At 68.0% G+C, this 18,174-nt stretch carries 14 protein-coding genes; 2 read left to right on the forward strand and 12 right to left on the reverse strand.

Annotated elements, in window-relative coordinates; translation table 11 throughout:
- Positions 1-169: 169 nt before the first annotated feature.
- Positions 170-793: an alpha/beta hydrolase family protein gene (locus ACWIEX_RS02905; protein ID WP_454031640.1), complete on the forward strand. Its 624-nt coding sequence runs from the start codon at positions 170-172 to the stop codon at positions 791-793.
- 22 nt (positions 794-815) lie between these two features.
- Here the strand turns inward: ACWIEX_RS02905 and ACWIEX_RS02910 are convergent, their stop codons facing one another.
- From ACWIEX_RS02910 to ACWIEX_RS02940, 7 genes are read right to left on the reverse strand one after another with little or no spacing between them, the layout of a single operon-like run.
- A complete protein-coding gene (locus ACWIEX_RS02910) occupies positions 816-2,201 on the reverse strand; it encodes an RNB domain-containing ribonuclease (RefSeq protein WP_454031641.1) in 1,386 nt (461 codons plus the stop codon).
- Between the two features lie 26 nt (positions 2,202-2,227).
- Positions 2,228-3,523, reverse strand: coding sequence for an NAD(P)/FAD-dependent oxidoreductase (locus ACWIEX_RS02915; protein WP_454031642.1), 1,296 nt, complete (start codon positions 3,521-3,523; stop codon positions 2,228-2,230).
- A gap of 52 nt (positions 3,524-3,575) precedes the next feature.
- Positions 3,576-5,141 carry an ABC transporter substrate-binding protein gene (locus tag ACWIEX_RS02920; protein ID WP_454031643.1) on the reverse strand — a complete coding sequence of 522 codons (1,566 nt, stop codon included), beginning with the start codon at positions 5,139-5,141 and terminating at the stop codon, positions 3,576-3,578.
- 2 nt (positions 5,142-5,143) lie between these two features.
- Positions 5,144-6,496, reverse strand: a complete 1,353-nt coding sequence (locus tag ACWIEX_RS02925; protein WP_454031644.1) for an MmgE/PrpD family protein — start codon at positions 6,494-6,496, stop codon at positions 5,144-5,146.
- A 25-nt stretch (positions 6,497-6,521) separates the two neighbouring features.
- Positions 6,522-8,324 carry an ABC transporter ATP-binding protein gene (locus ACWIEX_RS02930; RefSeq protein WP_454031645.1) on the reverse strand — a complete coding sequence of 601 codons (1,803 nt, stop codon included), beginning with the start codon at positions 8,322-8,324 and terminating at the stop codon, positions 6,522-6,524.
- A complete protein-coding gene (locus ACWIEX_RS02935) occupies positions 8,324-9,205 on the reverse strand; it encodes an ABC transporter permease (protein WP_454031646.1) in 882 nt (293 codons plus the stop codon). The genes ACWIEX_RS02930 and ACWIEX_RS02935 overlap by 1 nt, the downstream gene beginning before the upstream one ends.
- Entirely contained in the window at positions 9,202-10,143 is a 942-nt protein-coding gene (locus ACWIEX_RS02940; RefSeq protein ID WP_454031647.1) for an ABC transporter permease, read from the reverse strand. Before ACWIEX_RS02940 ends, ACWIEX_RS02935 begins: the two co-directional genes overlap by 4 nt.
- Before the next feature lie 192 nt (positions 10,144-10,335).
- Here ACWIEX_RS02940 and ACWIEX_RS02945 point away from each other — a divergent pair, with 192 nt between their 5' ends.
- The gene (locus tag ACWIEX_RS02945) at positions 10,336-11,088 is read left to right on the forward strand and encodes an IclR family transcriptional regulator (RefSeq protein ID WP_454031648.1); all 753 of its coding nucleotides are present in this window, start codon (positions 10,336-10,338) and stop codon (positions 11,086-11,088) included.
- 33 nt (positions 11,089-11,121) lie between these two features.
- On the opposite strand, the gene ACWIEX_RS02950 is transcribed toward ACWIEX_RS02945, so the two are convergent.
- From ACWIEX_RS02950 to ACWIEX_RS02970, 5 genes are all read right to left on the reverse strand, one after another.
- Positions 11,122-13,683, reverse strand: coding sequence for a bifunctional acetate--CoA ligase family protein/GNAT family N-acetyltransferase (locus ACWIEX_RS02950; RefSeq protein ID WP_454031649.1), 2,562 nt, complete (start codon positions 13,681-13,683; stop codon positions 11,122-11,124).
- 150 nt (positions 13,684-13,833) lie between these two features.
- Complete coding sequence (locus tag ACWIEX_RS02955) at positions 13,834-15,159, reverse strand: NAD(P)/FAD-dependent oxidoreductase (protein WP_454031650.1); 1,326 nt, start codon at positions 15,157-15,159, stop codon at positions 13,834-13,836.
- Complete coding sequence (locus ACWIEX_RS02960) at positions 15,152-15,916, reverse strand: amino acid ABC transporter ATP-binding protein (RefSeq protein WP_454031651.1); 765 nt, start codon at positions 15,914-15,916, stop codon at positions 15,152-15,154. Before ACWIEX_RS02960 ends, ACWIEX_RS02955 begins: the two co-directional genes overlap by 8 nt.
- Positions 15,913-17,412 carry an argininosuccinate lyase gene (gene argH, locus ACWIEX_RS02965; protein ID WP_454031652.1) on the reverse strand — a complete coding sequence of 500 codons (1,500 nt, stop codon included), beginning with the start codon at positions 17,410-17,412 and terminating at the stop codon, positions 15,913-15,915. The genes ACWIEX_RS02960 and argH overlap by 4 nt, the downstream gene beginning before the upstream one ends.
- A 36-nt stretch (positions 17,413-17,448) precedes the next feature.
- Positions 17,449-18,165: an amino acid ABC transporter permease gene (locus ACWIEX_RS02970; RefSeq protein ID WP_454031653.1), complete on the reverse strand. Its 717-nt coding sequence runs from the start codon at positions 18,163-18,165 to the stop codon at positions 17,449-17,451.
- Between the last annotated feature and the right edge of the window lie 9 nt (positions 18,166-18,174).

Below are 18,174 nucleotides of genomic sequence, written 5' to 3' on the forward strand. Positions count from 1 at the left end.
CAGGTCAACGCGGGCTTTGCAGGGCTGATACGCAGCCGGCGCCTTGGCGAGGCGCTTGCAAATCTGCCACCAGCGGCCGGGAAGCCTTCGACGTGAAGGGGCTGCCGGGCTAGGCTGCCGATGAGGGGCCCGAAACCGGGCGCACGGCTCGCCGAGGCAGGATAGCGCCATGTTTCTTTTCGACGGTCCCGAGAAGGCCGATGTCACCATCCTGCTGGCGCATGGAGCCGGAGCGCCGATGGATTCGGCCTCGATGACGGCGGCTGCAAAAGCGCTGGCCGGCGCCGGTTTTCGCGTGGCCCGCTTCGAGTTCGACTACATGGCGGCGCGGCGGACCGCAGCGGTGCGGACCCCGCCACCGCGCGCCGAGAAGCTCAATCCGCAATACATCGCCGCCGTCGATGCGCTTGGCGCGACGGGGCCGCTGCTCATCGGCGGCAAGTCGATGGGTGGCCGCGTCGCGAGCATGGTCGCCGACGAATTGTTCGCGCAGGGCCGGATCCGCGGCCTTCTGTGCCTCGGCTATCCCTTCCATCCGCCCGGCAAGCCCGGGCAATTGCGAACCGCGCACCTCGCGGACCTGAAGACCCCGACGCTGATCGTGCAGGGAACGCGGGACGAGTTTGGCACACGCGAGGAGGTCTCGACCTACGGGCTTTCGCCTGGGATCGACATCCTGTGGCTGGAGGATGGCGACCATGATCTGAAACCCCGCAAGCGGATCTCCGGGTTTTCAGCCGCCGACCACCTCGCGACCATGGCGGAGGCGGTTTCCGCCTGGGCCAGGCGTTAGAACACCGCCGGACGATGCCGGGTCAGCCCGCGCGTTCGAAGATGATCCTGCGCTGCAGCGGATCGGCGGAGGTCAGCTTGACCCTTATCCTGTCGCCGGGCTTCTCGCCTGGCCCACGAACCCGCGCGACGATGGGCAACGCGCAGAGCTGAATGCGCAGGCCGTGCTCGTCCGCATCGGTCACCACCGCATCGAAGGCGGTGCCCTCGCTGCCTTGAAGCATCAGGGCCTCGGCCAGGTCGATCACGTTCCGGTCGATCTGGCCGTCGCGCGCATCGGCCCGCGCCATCACCGCCGGCAGCTCCTCGAACGCGGCCGATACCTCCGGCGGCACCGGCTGGCCGTTGGCGACCGCGAGCGCGGCACGCACGACATAGCGGTCCGCGAGGCGTCGCAGCGGGGCTGTCGCATGCGCATAGGTCGCCGCCATCGGGGCATGCCAGGGCACGATGTCGTCGCGATAGGGCACATAGCTCGCCCCGCCGCTGGCCCGGCGCACTGCCAGCATGAAGGCTGCGTGGCTGCTGTCGGCAGGATCGAGCGTCTTCTCGAACTGGACGAGCGTTTCCATCTCGGGCCAGGACAGCCCCAGTGCCCGCGCGCTCTGGCGCAGGCGCTGCACGGCCTGCTCGTCCGGCTCCGGCATGACCCGGAACAGGCCGGTCCGGGCCGCCAGGAGCGCGTCTGCGATCGCCATGTTGCTGGCCAGCGACAGGGTCGCGTTCTGCTCCTCGGAGCGCAGGCGCGGGCGGAACAGCAGTTGGTAGCGGCCGTCGCCGAGAGCGTCGACCTCCTGCTCGGGCGGGTCGACGCGCGCTGCGCCGCGCCGGCTCTCGGCAGCCTCGATGCGGCGGGCCAGCTCATCGAAATCGGCAGGCAGGTCCGAAGCCTTGACCGCATCATAGGCGAGTTTGGCGCGGCTGCGGATGATGGCGCGCTCGGCACCGTCCAGGCGGACATTGCCATCCCCGTCGATCCGGGTCGTGAAGATCACGGCCGGCCTGATGACGGCGGGCAGCAGGCTCGCGGCGCCTTCGGCGAGAACAGGCGGGTACAGCCCGGCCCGGCCGTCCGGCAGGTAGATCGTCGTGCCGCGCTGCCAGGCTTCCCGGTCGATCGCGTCGCCATCCCCGACGAACCAGGCGACATCGGCGATGGCGTAGTGCAGCAGCAGGTCGTTGCCGCTGCGCTCGATCGTGAAGGCCTGGTCGAGATCCGTCGAGGTCGCCGGGTCGAGCGTGACGAAAGGCCGGTCCGTGCGATCGGCATGCGCGGTTGGCTGGCGCCGGGCAGCGCTGTCGGCTGCCGCGAGGACCGCGGGAGGAAACTGCTCGGGAACGTTGAATTGCCCGCGGATCGCGGCCAGCCCGCCGATCAGCGCATGGGTAGAGTCGATCAGGGTCTTCATCGTCTATCGGGTTACCGGAACAATCGTCAGGCCTCCAGCCCCGCCTTGCGGCTTTCCAGCGCCGAGATGATCTGGAAGCCGATCGACCGGAACGGCTCGGGCGCGATCCAGCTTGCCGCGCCCATCACCGCCTCGACCTCGCCGGGCGTGCCGACGCCACGGATCAGATCGGCGAGCTTGCGGCCGAGCATCGTGCCCTTGGCGATGCCGCTGCCATTGCAGCCGCCCGAGGCATAGAGCCCATCCTCGAGCTTCCCCCACCAGGGCGCGCCGTTCATGGTGAAGGCCGTCGTCCCGCCCCAGACGAACTCGAAATCGACATGCCGCAGCCCGGGCCAGCGGCGATGGAAGCGATCGCGCAGTTCCCGCACCGCCGTGGCCTGCGCGATTTCCGCGTCATGGGCATAGAGCGAGCGGACCATGAGCCGGTCGCGGCCGATGCGACGCAAGGTGGTGCCGAGCCGGTGCGAGGGCAGCACGCCCCAGGCCGGGGACTGGCCGAGATGTCCGATATCGTTCTCTTTCACCGCTTCGGTGACGGCGGCATAGGTGAAGATCGTCGCCATCCGCGATTTCAGGAAGCCGAGCCTCGGGATGAAGCCGTTATTGGCCAGGACCACCGTCCGGCAGCGGACGGCACCGCCTTCGGTGACGAGCCGCCAACCGGAGCCTTCCCGGCGCATCTCACGAACCGGGCTGTTTTCATGGAGCGTGACACCCTCAGGCAGCGCATCGGCGAGGCCGCGGATCAGCGCCGCCGGCTGCAGCAACCAGGTGTCGTGCAGGTAGATGCCGTAGCGATAATAATCCGCGCCGATACGGTCGCGGATATCCGCCCGGTTCAGGATCGTGTGAGGCAGGTCATTGGCCCGCGCCACCTCCGCGACCTTGCGCAGCGAGGCCTCTCCTGCCTCCGTTGCGGCAGTGCGGATCGAACCGACCTTCTGCATGTCGCAGGAGATGTCGTTGTCGCGGAGGATGCCGGTCAGCCAGTCGAAGGCTTCGGTGAAGAGGCGGGTCTGGTTGCGGGCCTTCTCGGCCATCTCCATCGACGCCGTGCGGGGCAGGACATCGGGGGCGGTGAAGCCCGAATTGCGGGCCGAGGACCCTTCGCCGACCGTCGTCGCCTCCAGCAGGACGATCCGGGCCTGCGGGTCGAGCTCGTGCAGGCGGCGGGCCGCCGCGACGCCGGTATAGCCGGCGCCGACGACGGCATAGTCGACGGTGATGTCCCCGCTCAGCGGGGCGTGCGGCGTACGCGCGGGAAGCATCGCGTTCCAGCCGCAATGGTTGGTGTAGGTCGGATAGGTCAGCTTGGACATGGCTCGGCCGCAGATGGAGGAGGCCGCGCCCGAATGGGCGCGGCCGATCGGTTCAGTCGACGAAATGGGTCTGTTCGGTCACGAGCGGGCCGAGCGACATCGAGCCCTTGAGATCGAAACCCCATTTGAGCTTCTCCCGGCGGGCCCAGACCTGTCCGGTCTCGGTGATCGGGATGACGCAGACATTGCCGATGATCAGCTTCTGCGCCTCCTGCCAGAGCGCGATCTGCTTCTTGGGATCAGTCTCGCCGCGGGCCGCCTCGATCTGCTTGTCGGCGACGTCGCAATGGCTGAAGTTCACGACCTGGCCGGGTTGGCCGATGGCGCTCTTCGAGTGATAGAACTGCGTCAGGTAGTTGTCCGCGATCGGGAAGCGCGCGGCGCCGTACATGACGAGCGGGCTCAGGTCCTTGCGGATCATCTGGTGCCAGGTGGCGTGCTCGACCGGCTGAAGATTGAGCGTGATGCCGGCTTCGGCGACCTGCCCCTGGATGATCTGCGCCGTCGATTCCAGGCTCGGCAACTGGCTGGCGAGCATGGTCACGGTCAGGCCGTTGGGGAATCCGGCCTCTTTCAGCAGCGCCTTGGCCTTGGCCGGATCATGTGGCAGGACGCCGGCATCCTCGGTGAAGCCGAGATTGTTCGAGGGGATCGCGGACTTGCCGGCGCGGGTGAAGCGGGGACCGCGATACTGGGCGATCTTGGGCGCATCGATCGCATGGGCGAGAGCCTGGCGAACCTTGATGTTATCGAAGGGCGGCTTCGTCACGTTGACGCTGAGCGTCGTCAGTTCGGCCGGGTCGAAGCTGTCGACGACCACGCCGGGATTGGCGAGCGTGCGCTGCAGCCAGCGCTGGTCGGCGAGCCCGGTCGCGGCATCGACTTCGCCGGCGACGAAGGCGAGGTCCCGCGCCGCGTTGTTGTTGAGGAAGCGATAGGTGATCTTGCTGAGCTTGGGCTTGCCGCGGAAATAGGCGTCGTTCGCCTTGAAGGTTACGGCCTGGCCGGGGGTGATCGCATCGAGCGCGAACGGTCCGAACCCGACCGGGCTGCGCCGGAAGTTCTCGCCGCGCTCCTCGAAGGCCTTCTTCGAGATGATGAAGCCGCCGGCATAGTTGGTGAGCAGGCCGAGCAGGCTCGGCACGCGGTTCGACAGCGTGATCCGGACCGTCTGCGGATCGACCGCCTCGATCTTCTGGAAGGCGGCATAATCGCTGGCGAAGGCCGAGCGCTTGGGATCGCGCGCCTTGTCGAGGCTGAACACGACGTCGTCGGCCGTGACATCGCCATAGCCATGCTGCCATTTCACGCCGGGGCGCAGCTTGAAGGTCCAGACGAGGCGGTCGTCGCTCGCCTGCCAGCTCTCGGCGAGATCGGCTTCGATCGTGGCCGGGTCGGTCGAGCCCGGGGCGAAGCGGACGAGCCCGCCGAAGATCCAGGCCGAGAGGATGCGGTCGGAGGTGCTGCTGGCGTAATGCGGGTCGAGCGTGCCGACATCCACGGCGGCGGCGCCCAAGGTGAGTTCGGTCTTCGCAGCGAAAGCCGGCATGGATGCCAGCAGGCCGAAGCCGAGGACGCCGGCGAGAAGTCCGGCTTTGGTCAATGTGGTGTTTTTCATTGTTAGCCTTCCCCTGTTGAAACCAGTCGCAGCCGCGCCGGCTGCGTGCCGAGCGCGGCGAAAAGTGGCCGGAAGCCGCTGCTCGTCAGCCCGTCGAGCGCAGTCAGGATCGCATCCTGCCAATCGGGAGCAACATTGGCCGCGCCGATGCGCCGGAATTTCTCGGTGACCTGCGCCCGGTTCATCGGGTTGGCGACGTCGCCGAGCGGGTAGGGCACGCTCAGGCTGCGCGGACCATCACCCTGGTCGATGACGACGCGGCAGGGCGTGCTCTTCGGGAAGGCGGCCGCGAAATCATCATGCGCGGAGAGCTCGATCCGGCCGGCGAGTTCGAGCACCTGCGGATCGTTGAGATGGGCGGGGTCGACCGGCTGCAAGGCAGCGGCGCCATGGATCGCGGCCAGAGCGCAGCTGAAATAATAGCTGTACTGCCCGCCTTCGAGCGTCTGCGGCGCGCGCTCGTTGGAGAGGCCGAGCCCGCGCGGGAAGGTCTCGATGCGCAGCGACAGGATCGGCTTGCCCGGTTCGCGCAGCGCCAGGATCGCGTCGACGGCGGCATGCATGTAGCGGCAGCAGGCATAGGGCTTGAGATAGCAATCCTGCAGCCACCAGCGTTCGCCGAGCCCGCCTGTCAGCACGCTGCGGGTGAAACGGTCGTCGCGGTCGAGCAGGTCGCGCGGGCCGGTCGCACCGGCGCGGGCCCGGTAGGCGCCGGTCAGGCCGGCGACGACGGCCGGCGGGATGACCTCCTTCACCGTGCTGCCCTGATATTTCGAAGAACCCATCGGGAAGCTGATCGGCCCTTCGGCCCCGGCGATCGCCATGGCATGGGCGAGTGTCGGGGCGTCGAGCCCGAGCAGGCGCCCGGCCGCGGCGGCGACGCCGTAATTGACCCAGCGGCCGCTGCTATAGGTCTCGATGGTCGGCGTCGGCCGCGAGGTTCCGACCCTGAGCGCGACGTCGTAGCCGAGCGCGATCGCGTCGAAGATGCGCGCGTCGGAAGCGTCGAGCGCCTGGCCGACGGCGAAGGCGGCCGGGATGATGCCCGCCCCGGCATGACCGGCCGCGCCGCGATGGCCGTCGTCGATATCGAGCGCGCTCGCCGCCGCCGCATTCGCCATGGCGGCGCCGGCAACGCTGAGCTTGCTGTCCGTCAGCCAGATGCCGGCCGGCCCGGAGCCATAGAGCTGTTCGGCGGCGATGCGGGCGGCCTGGGCCAGCCGCGAATCCAGCCCGGCGGCGGTGGCCCCGATCAGGTCGGCGATCAGGAGCGAGGCGCTCTCCCGCGCCTCTGCCGGCAGGGCGCCCTCAGGGTGGTCGGCGACGAAGGCGGCGAGTTCCTCGATGGCGTGCATGATTCGCGTTCCAGTTCCTGGATGACTAGCTCGCCCGGCGGATGAAATGGCCCTCAGCCATCATCTCCCAGCTTTGCGGTGGCGGGCGGTAGCCGACGGGCTTCATCGGGCTGCGCGGCGGCGTGGCGTCGACGCGCTGCGGCGGCCGGACGTTGCGCTGGTCGGGATGGGTGATCGGGATCGCGGAGAGGAGGCGCTGGGTATAGCCGTGGCCGGGCCGGCCGATTACGTCGTCGCGCGCACCGATCTCGACGATCTCGCCGAAATACATCACGGCGACGCGGTCGCAGATGCGCTCGACCGCCGCCATGTCGTGGCTGATGAAGAGATAGGAGACCTCGAATTCCTTCTGCAGGTCGATCATCAGGTCGATAATCTGCGCCTTGATCGCCACATCGAGCGCCGAGACGGCCTCGTCGGCGATGATCAGCTTGGGTGACATCGCGAGCGCCCGGGCGATGCAGATGCGCTGGCGCTGACCGCCGGAGAACTCATGCGGCAGGCTCATGGCGCGTGCCGGGTCGAGACCGACCCGCTCCAGCAGCCATTCCATCTTGGAGCGCGCCTCCTTGCCGGAGGCGATGCCATGGACCAGCATCGGCTCGATGATCGCCGAGCCGATGCTCTGGCGGGTGTCGAGCGAGCCGAACGGGTCCTGAAAGATCATCTGCACGTCGCGGCGCAAGCTCGCGAGGCTGCGCGGATCGGCATAGTCGATCCTGCGGCCGGCGACGGTGATCTCGCCGGAATGGCGCGGGGCCAGATCGATGATCGCCTTGCCGATGGTCGACTTGCCCGAGCCGGATTCGCCGACGAGGCCGAGCGTCTCGCCCTTGCCGATGGCGAAGGAAACCTGCTCGACGGCATGGACCTCGCCCTTGAGCCGGCCGAACAGGCCGCCGCGCGAGGGGAAGCGGACCGAGAGGTCGCGCACCTCGAGCACCGGCGCATCGCCGCGGAAGGAGAGGGGAACGCCCTCGACGCCGCGCGCCGCGGTGGCGCCGTCCGCGAGCTTGCCGACGAGACTCGGCGCCGCCGCGATCAGGCTGCGGGTATAGGCGTCGCGCGGGTTGGAGAAGACCTCGTGGACCGTGCCCTGCTCGATCGCGCGGCCACGGCGCATGACGAGGACATGGTCGGCGATCTCCGCGACCACGCCCATGTCGTGGGTGATGAACAGGATCGCGGTGCCGGTCTCGCGCTGGAGTTCCTTGAGCAGCGCCAGCGTCTGTGCCTGCACGGTGACGTCGAGCGCGGTCGTTGGTTCGTCGGCGATGATGAGGGCGGGGTTGCAGGCCAGCGCCATCGCGATCATCACGCGCTGGCGCATGCCGCCGGAGAAGGTGTGCGGGTAGTTGTCGATGCGCTCCTCGGGGTCAGGGATGCGCACCTTGCGCAGCATCTCCAGCACCGCCTCGCGCAACGCCGCGCCCTTGAGGCCGCGATGGATGCGGATCGCCTCGCCGATCTGGTCGCCGATGCGCTGGACGGGGTTCAGCGAGGTCATCGGCTCCTGGAAGATCATGCTGATCTGGCCGCCGCGGACGCTGCGCATCTCGGATTCGTCGAGGGTCAGCAATTCGCGGTCGCCGAGCCTGACCGAGCCGCTCGCGCGCCCGATCCGTTCCGGTAGCAGGCCCATGATGGCAAGCGAGGTGACGCTCTTGCCCGAGCCGGATTCGCCGACCACGGCGAGCGTCTCGCCGGCGGCGATCTCGAAGCCGAGATCATGCACGACGGTGGTGGAGCCGAAGGCGATGGTCAGCCCGCTGACCGACAGGACCGGCTTGTCGCTCGTGTTCTTGCTGCTCGTGTTCTTGCCGTCCATCACGAGGCGTCCTTGAGGCGGGGATCGATCGCGTCGCGCAGGCCGTCGCCGATCAGGTTGAAGGCCAGCACCAGGATCAGGATCGCGAGGCTCGGGAAGAGCGCGAGATGGAACGAGCTCAGGATGTTCTCGAAGCCCTCGCGCACCATGCCACCCCAGGTCGGCGTCGGCGGCGCGAGGCCGAGCCCGATGAAGGCGAGCGAGGCCTCGGTGCGCACTGCGGTCGCCATCCAGAGCGAGGTCATCACCATCACCTCCGGCAGGATTGCCGGCAGGATGTGGCGGAACAGGATGCGCCCGCCCGAGAACCCCATGGCGCGGCAGGCCTGGACATATTCGCGGTCGCGCTGGGCGATGACCGCGGCGCGCGCGATCCGGGCGAAGGCCGGCGTTGCGGTGAAGGCGATGGCGATGACGATGTTCGTCATGGTCGCGCCCATCAGGGCAACGAGCGCCAGCCCCAGGATCAGCGAGGGAAAGGCGAGGATGACGTCCATCACCTGCATCAGCAGGATGTCGGTGCGCCCGCCGCGATAGCCCGCGGTCATCCCGATCAGCGAGCCGATGACCAGCGCGGTCAGGATCGCGAAGAGCCCGATGGTGAGGGAATAGCGCGCGCCGAAGAGCAGTCTCGACCAGATGTCGCGGCCGAACTGGTCGGCGCCGAGCAGGTAGCCGCCGCCGGGCGGCGCGAGCTGGTCCATGATGCTCTGCTTTGCCGGCGGATGCGTCGCGAGATAGGGCGCGAAGATCGCGGCGAGCACGAGCAGGACGACGATAGCGACGCCGATCCAGGTCGTGAGGTTGAGCCGGGCCAATACGCCGCGGAAGGCATTTTGACGCTCGGCAGGGCGAGCGGTTTCCGCTGCAGTCTCGCTCATTTGTACTGCACCCTCGGATCGAGAAAGCCGTAGGTCAGGTCGGTCAGCAGGTTCACGACGACGACCATCAGCGTGTAGACCACGATCATGCCCTGCAGCAGCGTGTAGTCGCGTTGGCTCAACGCTGTGAGGATCAGCTTGCCGAGGCCGGGGCGCGAGAACACGATCTCGGTCAGCACCGAATTGCCGATCAGGATGCCCAGATAGAGGCCGATGACCGTGGTGATCGGGATCAGGCAGTTGCCGAGCGCGTGCGACCAGATCACCGCCGAGGCGGAGGCGCCCTTGGCTCGCGCCGTGCGGACGAAATCCTGGCTGAGAACTTCCAGCATCGCCGAGCGGGTGACGCGGGTGATGTAGGCCATCATGATCAGCGCCAGCGCCAGCGTCGGCAGCGCCATCTGCCGCAGGCGTTCGGCGAGCGTGTCGGCGCCGCCGGCGCTGATCACCGGGAACCAGCGGAACTGGATGGCGAAGACCATCAGCAGGATGATCGCGGCAACGAAGGCCGGCAGCGACAGGCCAAGCAGCGAGAGCAGGCGCAGCACGTAATCGGGAAGCCGGTTGCGCCGGACCGCGGCCCAGACCCCGGCGGGGATGCCGAGCGCGGCGCCCAGGATCAGGGCCGCGATGGTCAATTCCAGCGTATAGGGCAGGACGGCGAGGATCTCCTCCGTCACCGGCCGCCCCGAGATCATCGAGGTGCCGAGGTCGCCCTGGATCGCCTGGAGCAGGAAGCGCCCGTACTGGACGAGGAGCGGCTGATCGAGGCCGAGCCGCTGGCGCAGCGCGATGACGCTGGCGGGGCTCGCCTGATCGCCGAGGATCACCAGCACCGGGTCGCCCGGCAGGATCCGCACGATCAGGAAGACCAGCGTCAGGACGCTGAACAACGTGACGACGGCGAAGCCCAGACGCCTCGCCAGGAATGACACCATCCGGTTCGCCCCCGCATTGTCCGACCAGCGATGGAGCTGGCGGCTGCCTTTGGCGGCCGGTTCGCGAGCGCTCCTAGACGTCTCGACGCTCCGGCAGCGTCCCTAGCGGAACGGACAAACCGGCCCTTGTCAACAAATTCCTGTATTCGGTATAATATGATATGATTTGTTCTGATAATCGGAATTGTCAACGTGACAAAGGCCCTCAGTTCCTCGTCGAATGCCGAGCGGGCGCTGGACATCGTCCTGGCGCTCGGCGAGGTCGGACCTGAAGGTCTGAGCCTGGCGGAGATCGCCGAGCGCATGGGCTGCGCCAAGTCGGCGGCGCATCGCAGCCTCGTCGCCCTCTTGCAGAAGGGCTTCGCCGAGCCGACGGGCCGATACGGCCATTACCGCCTCGGCTCGGCTGTGCCGATGCTGGCGCGGCGACAGGAGCGGCTCGAGCCGCAGGTGCAGAAGATCCGCCCCGGCATGACCGAATTCGCGCGCCGGACGGGCTTCACCGTCTACCTGATCGTGCAATCCGGGGTTGATGCGGTCTGCGCTGAGATGATCAGCCGTTCGACGCGGCGCCAGTTCTCGATGGGCGTGGGCTACCGCGTGCCGATGGGCGTCGGCGCGGGCAGTCTCGCCCTGATGTCGCTGCTGCCGGACGCCGCGATCCAGCAGATCATCGAGGCGAATGCCGAGCGCTACCTGAAGCATCCCTCGGGACGCCATGTCGATGGCGATGTCATCCGGGCACAGGTCGCCGATGCGCAGCGCCGTGGCTACGCGCTCAACATGGGTTATTATTTTCCGGGGCAGGGCGGCATCGGCTTGCCGCGGGCGAGCCACGCCCCCCACGACGTCAACATGGCCGTCTCCTTCAACGCGCCGCTCGAAATGATGACCGACGACTGGGTCGAGAGCCAGATCGGCGCGCTCAGCGAATGCCTGCCTTGAGTGGTGATGTTGGCCGTCGGAACGGACGGCAGATCAGCGTTTTGCCTGTGCCTTGCCGTCGATGGTGCCGAGGTCGAGCGTCACGCGCCTGATCGAAATGTCCTCGGGATCGAGCCTCACCTCGAAACCCAGATCGCGGCAGAGCGCGAGCATCGGTCCGTTCTCGGCCAGCACCTGACTATGGACGCGCTCCAGCTTCTCGGCTTTGGCCCAGTCGATGATCAGCTCCATCAGCGCACGGCCGAGCCCGATGCCCTTCAGGTCGGAGCGTAGCAGGATCGCATATTCGGCCTCGACATGGCCGGGGTCGGCGTGAAGGCGAACGGCGCCGGCCGCGTCCCCGCTGTCCTCCTCGACGGCGAGGAAGGCCATCTCCCGCGCATAGTCGAGCTGGGTCAGGCGGGCGAGGAAGGCGTGGCTGAATGATTTCAGCGGCGCGAAGAAGCGCAATCGCAGGTCTTCCGGCGTGACCCGGGCCAGCATCGCGCCGATCGGAAGCTCGTCCTCCGGCTTCATCGGGCGAATGAAGAAGCGCCGCTCGCCGAGCGCAAGCTGCAAGGTCCAGCTTGCCGGATAGGGCCGGATCGCCGGGCGGCATCGGCGCGCCGGGTCCGGCTCCAGCACGACGCGCGCGTCGACCGTGATGACGCCTTTGGCATCGGCGAGGATCGGGTTGAGGTCCATCGCGCGGATTTGCGGAAGGGCGGAGGCGATGTTTCCCAGCGCCACCAGGACAGCGGCGATGGCGCGCCGGTCGGCGGCGGGAACGTCGCGATAGGCGGCGAGTATGCGGGAAACCCGCGTCCGGGCGATCAGGTTCTCGGCCGAGGCGAGATCGAGCGGCGGCAATGCGACATGCGTATCGGCGATGAGCTCGGCTGCCGTGCCGCCGCGTCCGAAGACGATGACCGGGCCGAAGCAGGGGTCGACGGCAAAGCCGGCGATCAACTCGCGTGCCTTGGCACGATGCGCCATCGGTTGCACCATGAAGCCGGCCAACCGCGCTTTCGGCCGCAACTCCCGCAAGCGCGCGATCATGCGGCCGGCCGCCTCCCGCACAGCCTGTTCATTGGCAAGGTCGAGCTCGACACCGCCGACGTCCGATTTATGGGCGATATCCGGCGAGACGATCTTGAGGGCGACCGTGCGTCCGGCTGCGAACTGCACCTTGGCAGCCTCGGCGGCTCCTGCGGCATCCGCCGCGATGACGAGACCGAGCGTGGGAATCCGGAACAGGGCGAGCAACTGCGCGACCTCATTCGGTTCGAGCCAGCTGCGGCCTTGCCCGAGCGCCCGGTCGACGAGCGCGGTGGCAGCGGCAATGTCCGGCTGATCGCCTTCATCGCGTGCGGGCGGCGTCGCCATCAGTTCCTTGATGAGGCGGGCATGGCGGGTCAGATGCTGGAAACCCAGGATCGCGTCCTGCTCCGTCGCGAACGAGGGAATGCCGGCGGCTGCGAATATCCCCGCCATCTCCTCGCCGCCCCCGACCCATACGGCCAGAACCGGCTTATGCGCCGGCGACGTCGAGCGGGCCTCGGCTACGGCACGGGCACAATCGGCCGGTTCGTCCGGTGCGAGCGGGGCGTTGAGCGCCAGGACGGCGTCGACATCGCTCTCGGCCAGCAGGCGTGTCACCGCTTCGCGATAATCCTGCGCCGTGCGGACGACCTCCGGTTCCCGGTCCAGGCGATCGACGCTGCCGGCCTGCCGCAATCGCGCTGCGGCGAGCGCCGCCAGCCCGTCGCCATTGCTGACGATCGCCAGCCGGCCGGCATCGGCGGCGCGGGCGCGTCCCAGCGTCTCGGCCGCCGCGAAGAGCTCGTCGAGATCGCTGACCCGCAGCAGACCGGCCCGGTGGAAGGCGGCATCATGCGCGGCGTCGCTGGTCACGATCAGGGCGGAATGCGTCAGGGCCGGCCATGCCGGCTCCTGGCGCGGCGGCTTCAGCACCAGCACCGGCTTGAGCCGCGCCGCAGCGCGGGCGGACGAGAGAAAGCGCGCGGCATCGGTGACGTCGTCGATCGCCAGCAAGATGGTGCGCGTCGACGGATCGGCGCCGAAATGATCGAGGCAATCGGCGATATCGACATCGGCGCCCTCGCCCAGGACGACGGCGCCGGAGAGCCCGACACCGCGCCTGGCGGCCCAGGCCATGATGCCGGCCGCCACGGAATTGGACTGCGCGACGAGGGCAAGCGAACCCGCAGCCAGATGCACCGGGACGGCGGTCGCGTTGAAGCCGAGACGCGGCGCGGCGAGACCGAGCGAGGACGGCCCGATCAGGCGCAGGCCGGCGGCCTGTGCCGCGCTTCGGAGGCGATCGTAATCGGCGGCTGCGCCATCGGGCACGAGAAGCCCGGCACAACCGCGCCCCGCTGCGGCAGCCAGCACCTGCTCCGCAAACGCGACGGGGGCGATGAGGAGATCGCAGGGCGGCAGCGCCGGCAGAGCACTCGGATCGGCAAGCACGGTGAGTTCGCCGCGATAGGGCTCCGCGCGGATCTGCGCTACCAGCACATCCGTTTCGGGAGAGCCGGCGATCGCCGTGACCGTCCGGGGTTCAAGCGCGCGTCTGAGCAGGGCGAGCGTCATCTGTCGGCGGCTTCCGTTCGCGGGAAGACCAGCAGACGCGATTCCCGGCCGTCAAGCCAGACGTCTTCTGCGAACGCGTTCCACGCGCCTTTCAAGCGATGGCGAACGGCCTGCCGCGCCGGACCTGCAATCCTTGTTCGCAATCACCTCTCAGAGACGTGCCAGACGGCGATCGATCGCATCCTGGAGATGATACCACCCGCTGACGATCGGCAGGAACCATGGGCGGCCATCATAGAGCGGCACCGGAATCTCCGGGAAGGCAGGATCGTCGAAAGCGCTCTTGCGGTTCTGCTTCCCGAGCAGCTTGAGGGCTGACTGGTGGCCGAGATAGGTCATGAGCGCGACGCCGTTGCCATTGCAGCCGACGGCGAAATCGATGCCTCCGAGCTTGCCCATATGGGCGATCTTGTCGGCGCTCATGCCGACCTTGCCGCTCCAGCAATGGGTGACCTTGTAGCCTGCAAGCTGCGGCCAGACCCTCAGCATCATGGCGTGGAGGCGCGGCGCGGCCTCGCGTTCCGGCAGAGTGAACAGGCCCGGCCGGCTGCCGAACAGGATGCGCGTGCCGTCCGGCGACGGGCGCGTATAGATCAGCTCGCGCTTGGAATCGGTGATCATGCGCCGGCCGGGATTGATCTCGGCCATCAGCTCCGGCGGCAGCGGCTCGGTCGCGATCTGGTAGCTGCGCACGCCGACGATGCGCTTGTGCAGGAAGCCGCTCGCCTTGTCGGTGTAGCCGTTGGTGCCGAAGAAGACGTGGCGGGCGCGAACGATCCCGCGGCCGGTCCGTACCGCGTAAAAACCATTGGCGACGGGGTCAACTCCGAGAACCGGCGCATGCGAGCGCAGCCTGGCGCCATTGGCCTGCGCGAGGCGGCGCAGGGCGCGATGGTACTTCGCCGGATGGAGGCCGCCATAGTCGTCGATGACGATGCCGCCATGGTAGAAATCCGTCTTCGTCACCTCGTGCTGCCGTGACTTCGGGATGTCGTGGACGGTGACGCCGGTGTGCCTTGCCAGCAATTCGCCATGGCGGCGCAGCCGGTCGTAGTGACGGGGGACATGGGCGCCGAAATAGCGGCCGAAGACGCCGAGATCGGCATCGAGCTCCTTCTCGTGGATCAGGGACTTGAGATGCTCGTAGGAGGACAGCGAATCCTCCAGGAGCCGCTCCATGCGGGCGGCATCGACGCCCTTGATCGCTCCGCCGATGACGAGCTTCTGACCGCTCGAGACCATGCCGCCCGAGCGCGTCGAGGCACCGGCGCCGAGTTCCTCGGCGTCGACGACGGTGACGTCGACGCCGTTGCGCGCCAACTCGGCCGCCGCCGAGAGCCCGCAATAGCCGGAGCCGACGACCAGGACATCGGTCTCCTTAGGCAATGGGTCGCGCGCGGTTTCGGGCGGGGCTGCGTCCCACCAATAGGGATCGGTGGTGAAGTTCGGCGCCAGCACGCCGGCAGGCTCAGGCATGGGCGGCCTCTCCGAAGGATCTGATGCTGGACAGGAAGGCGCGGGTGCGTTCGTGGCGGGGTGCGTCGAAGAAGGCGCCCGGCGGCGCCTCCTCGACGATCCGTCCCTCGGCCATGAACACGACGCGATCGGCGACCTCGCGGGCAAAGCCCATCTCGTGGGTGACCACGACCATGGTCGTGCCCTCGCGGGCGAGGTCCTTCATCACGTCGAGGACGCTGCCGATCGTCTCGGGATCGAGTGCGGATGTCGGCTCGTCGAAGAGGATCGCCTTCGGCCGCATGGCGAGCGCGCGGACGATGGCGACACGCTGCTGCTGCCCGCCCGACAGGGCGGACGGATAGTCCAGCGCCTTGTGGGCGAGGCCGACGCGCGTCAGCAGCGCCCGTGCCTCCTCCTCGGCCTTCGCGCGCGGAACGCCGCGGCGGCGCTCCGGCGTGATCGTCATGTTGCGCAGGACGGTCAGGTGCGGGAACAGCGCGTAGTCCTGGAAGACCATGCCGACCTCGGTCCGCATCTGTTGCCAGGCACTCTCGTGATGGATGTCGACCGGCTTTCCGGCGACGCGGAGCATGCCTTCGTCCGGCCTGACGAGGCCGTTGATGCAACGGATCAGCGTGCTCTTGCCGGAGCCGCTCGGCCCGATCAGCACCACGACGCTCCCGGCCTCGACATCGAGGTCGATGCCGTGCAGCGCCTGATGCGCGCCGAAGCGCTTGGCGATGCCGCGCAGGCTGATCAGCGGCGAGGAGCTCATGCGGCGAGCTCCCGCATCGCGCGTTTGAGCACCTCCCGCGCATCCTTCAGGTCGCTGCGCTTGCGTGCGAGAATGCCGCGGCGATTTTCGAGCCGTGCCTGCGCCGCCTCTACAGCCTCCGCGACCCTGTCCGGGGCCGGTCCGCCGGGCACGAGACGCGCGGCGACGCTTGCCGCCGGGTCGAGGCTTTCGCGGACATGGTCGGCGGGCAAGCCGAGCGGCCGGCCGAGCTGCTCCTGGGCTGCCGCGTCCACCATCCCGGTGGTGATGCCGTCAGCCGCCAGGCCGGTATCCATCGCGGCGCGGACGACGCCGCCCACGACATGATGCGCCTCACGGAACGAGAGATCGGCTTCCCGGACCATCAGGTCGGCGAGATCGGTCGCGGCGGCGAAATCCTCGGTGACGCGTCGCTTCATCAGCGCCGCGTTCGGCCGGGCCGTGGCGATGATGAGATCGAAGAGCGAGAGGCAGCGCAGCGTCTCCTCGCCCGCCTCCCAGACGCCGCGCATGCCTTCGCGGTTGCCGTCGATGGTGTTGGTGAAATGCGTGCCCTTCACCGCTGTCGCGGAGGCGACATAGAGGCCGAGCAGGTGGCCGGCCTTGCCCTTGAGATGTTCGAGCACCACCGGGTTCTTCTTCTGCGGCATGATGCTCGACGTTCCCGTGACGCGGTCGGGGAACTCGATCGTCTGGAATTCGTGCGAGACCATCACATGATAGTCCTGCGCCACGCGGCTCCAGCCCAAGGCGATCTGGGTGAGCGCCGACAGGATCTCCAACCCGAAATCCCGCGTCGCGACGGCATCGAGGGCATTTTCCACCAGCCCCTCGAAGCCGAGCGAGCGCGCCACTGCCTCCCGGTCGATCCCGAAGGTCGTGCCGGCAAGCGCGCCTGCTCCGAGCGGGCTGATATTGGTGCGTGCCCAGGCATCCGCGAGGCGGCCATGGTCGCGTTCGAGCGACTGTGCGACGCCGGCGAGATAGAAGCCGTAGGTGATGGGCTGCGCCGGCTGGAGATGGGTGTATCCGGGCATCACCACGTCGCGGAAGCGGAAGGCACCGTCGAGCGCATGCTCCTCGACCGAGAGAAGCGCCTGGCTCGCATCGAGCAGCAGGTCGCGGGCCCGCAGCCGGTCGATCGCGGCCGTCAGGTCATTGCGGCTGCGGGCGATATGCATCCGCCCGCCGGCCTCGGTGCCGATCAGCTTGATCAGATGGGCTTCGAAATTGAAGTACGCATCCTCGCGCTGCGGGTCGAGCTCGACGACCTCGGGCCCTTCCTCCTCCATGCGCAGGAGCCCGCCGGCGAGCGCTTTGGCGGCCTGCGGGGAGATCAGCCCGCAACGGGCAAGCATCAGGACATGCGCCTGGTTGAGGTCGCTCATATGGTCGAAGACCGTGCGGAAATCCCGTGCAAGTCGCGGCGCATAGATGTGCTCGCAGACTTCTTCGGCGACCTTTTCGGTCAGGCGGCGGCTGACTTTCGATTCCATGGCGGCTTTCCCGATATGCAGGTAGTTTGCGAAGGATCAGGGCAATTGCGCTGCCGGCTCGGCCGGGGCGATCGCCTCCGGCCGGGCTTGCGGGCGGTCGCTCTTCAGCCGGCGCTCCAGCCAGCGGCCGAACCAGCTCAGCGTCGAGCAGATGACGAAATAGGTGAGGAGCACCGCGGCATAGACCGTGAAGGCCGGATTCCAGCCCTCCATCATCGTGGTGCGCTCGACGATGATCTGGCCGACCTTGAAGAACTCGTTGACCCCGACCAGTGCACCGAGCGACGTCGCCTGCACGAGCAGCGTGAGCAGCCCGACGAAGGGTGGCAGGATTGCCCGCAACGCCTGTGGACCGGTGATGAAGAGATAGATTTCCCAGGTCTTCAGCCCGAGTGCGGCAGCGCTCTGCCATTGATGCCGCGGCACCGCATTGAAGCCGCCGCGGACGATCTCGATGCCATTGGCGCTGCCCCAGACCGAAAGCCCCACCGTCACGGCCGCGAAGGGCGAAAGTTCCAGCCCGAACAGCGGCGCCACGAAGAACACGAAGAAGATGTTCACGACCAGCGGGATGTCGCGGAAGAGCTCGACATAGATCTTCACCAGCACGCGCAGCCAGCCGAAGCGCAGCGTCGCCAGCGTGCCGAGCAGGAAGGAGATGATCGTCGCGAAGAACAGCGTCGCCAGCGCCAGGCCCAGCGTCATGGCAAGGCCTTGCAGGATGAAGGGGAGGTTGCGGATCAGCAGGTCCATCTCGCCCCC

It is taken from the genome of Allobosea sp. NPDC055353 (assembly GCF_053644975.1).

Bases quoted from the DNA above. Each gene is read 5' to 3' on its own strand.
- ACWIEX_RS02920 (WP_454031643.1), bottom strand. From the start codon at position 5,141: ATGAAAAACACCACATTGACCAAAGCCGGACTTCTCGCCGGCGTCCTC.
- ACWIEX_RS02940 (WP_454031647.1), bottom strand. From the start codon at position 10,143: ATGGTGTCATTCCTGGCGAGGCGTCTGGGCTTCGCCGTCGTCACGTTG.
- ACWIEX_RS02915 (WP_454031642.1), bottom strand. From the start codon at position 3,523: ATGTCCAAGCTGACCTATCCGACCTACACCAACCATTGCGGCTGGAAC.
- ACWIEX_RS02960 (WP_454031651.1), bottom strand. From the start codon at position 15,916: ATGAGCTCCTCGCCGCTGATCAGCCTGCGCGGCATCGCCAAGCGCTTC.
- argH (WP_454031652.1), bottom strand. From the start codon at position 17,412: ATGGAATCGAAAGTCAGCCGCCGCCTGACCGAAAAGGTCGCCGAAGAA.
- ACWIEX_RS02955 (WP_454031650.1), bottom strand. From the start codon at position 15,159: ATGCCTGAGCCTGCCGGCGTGCTGGCGCCGAACTTCACCACCGATCCC.
- ACWIEX_RS02935 (WP_454031646.1), bottom strand. From the start codon at position 9,205: ATGAGCGAGACTGCAGCGGAAACCGCTCGCCCTGCCGAGCGTCAAAAT.
- ACWIEX_RS02905 (WP_454031640.1), top strand. From the start codon at position 170: ATGTTTCTTTTCGACGGTCCCGAGAAGGCCGATGTCACCATCCTGCTG.
- ACWIEX_RS02950 (WP_454031649.1), bottom strand. From the start codon at position 13,683: ATGACGCTCGCCCTGCTCAGACGCGCGCTTGAACCCCGGACGGTCACG.
- ACWIEX_RS02970 (WP_454031653.1), bottom strand. From the start codon at position 18,165: ATGGACCTGCTGATCCGCAACCTCCCCTTCATCCTGCAAGGCCTTGCC.
- ACWIEX_RS02910 (WP_454031641.1), bottom strand. From the start codon at position 2,201: ATGAAGACCCTGATCGACTCTACCCATGCGCTGATCGGCGGGCTGGCC.
- ACWIEX_RS02925 (WP_454031644.1), bottom strand. From the start codon at position 6,496: ATGCACGCCATCGAGGAACTCGCCGCCTTCGTCGCCGACCACCCTGAG.
- ACWIEX_RS02930 (WP_454031645.1), bottom strand. From the start codon at position 8,324: ATGGACGGCAAGAACACGAGCAGCAAGAACACGAGCGACAAGCCGGTC.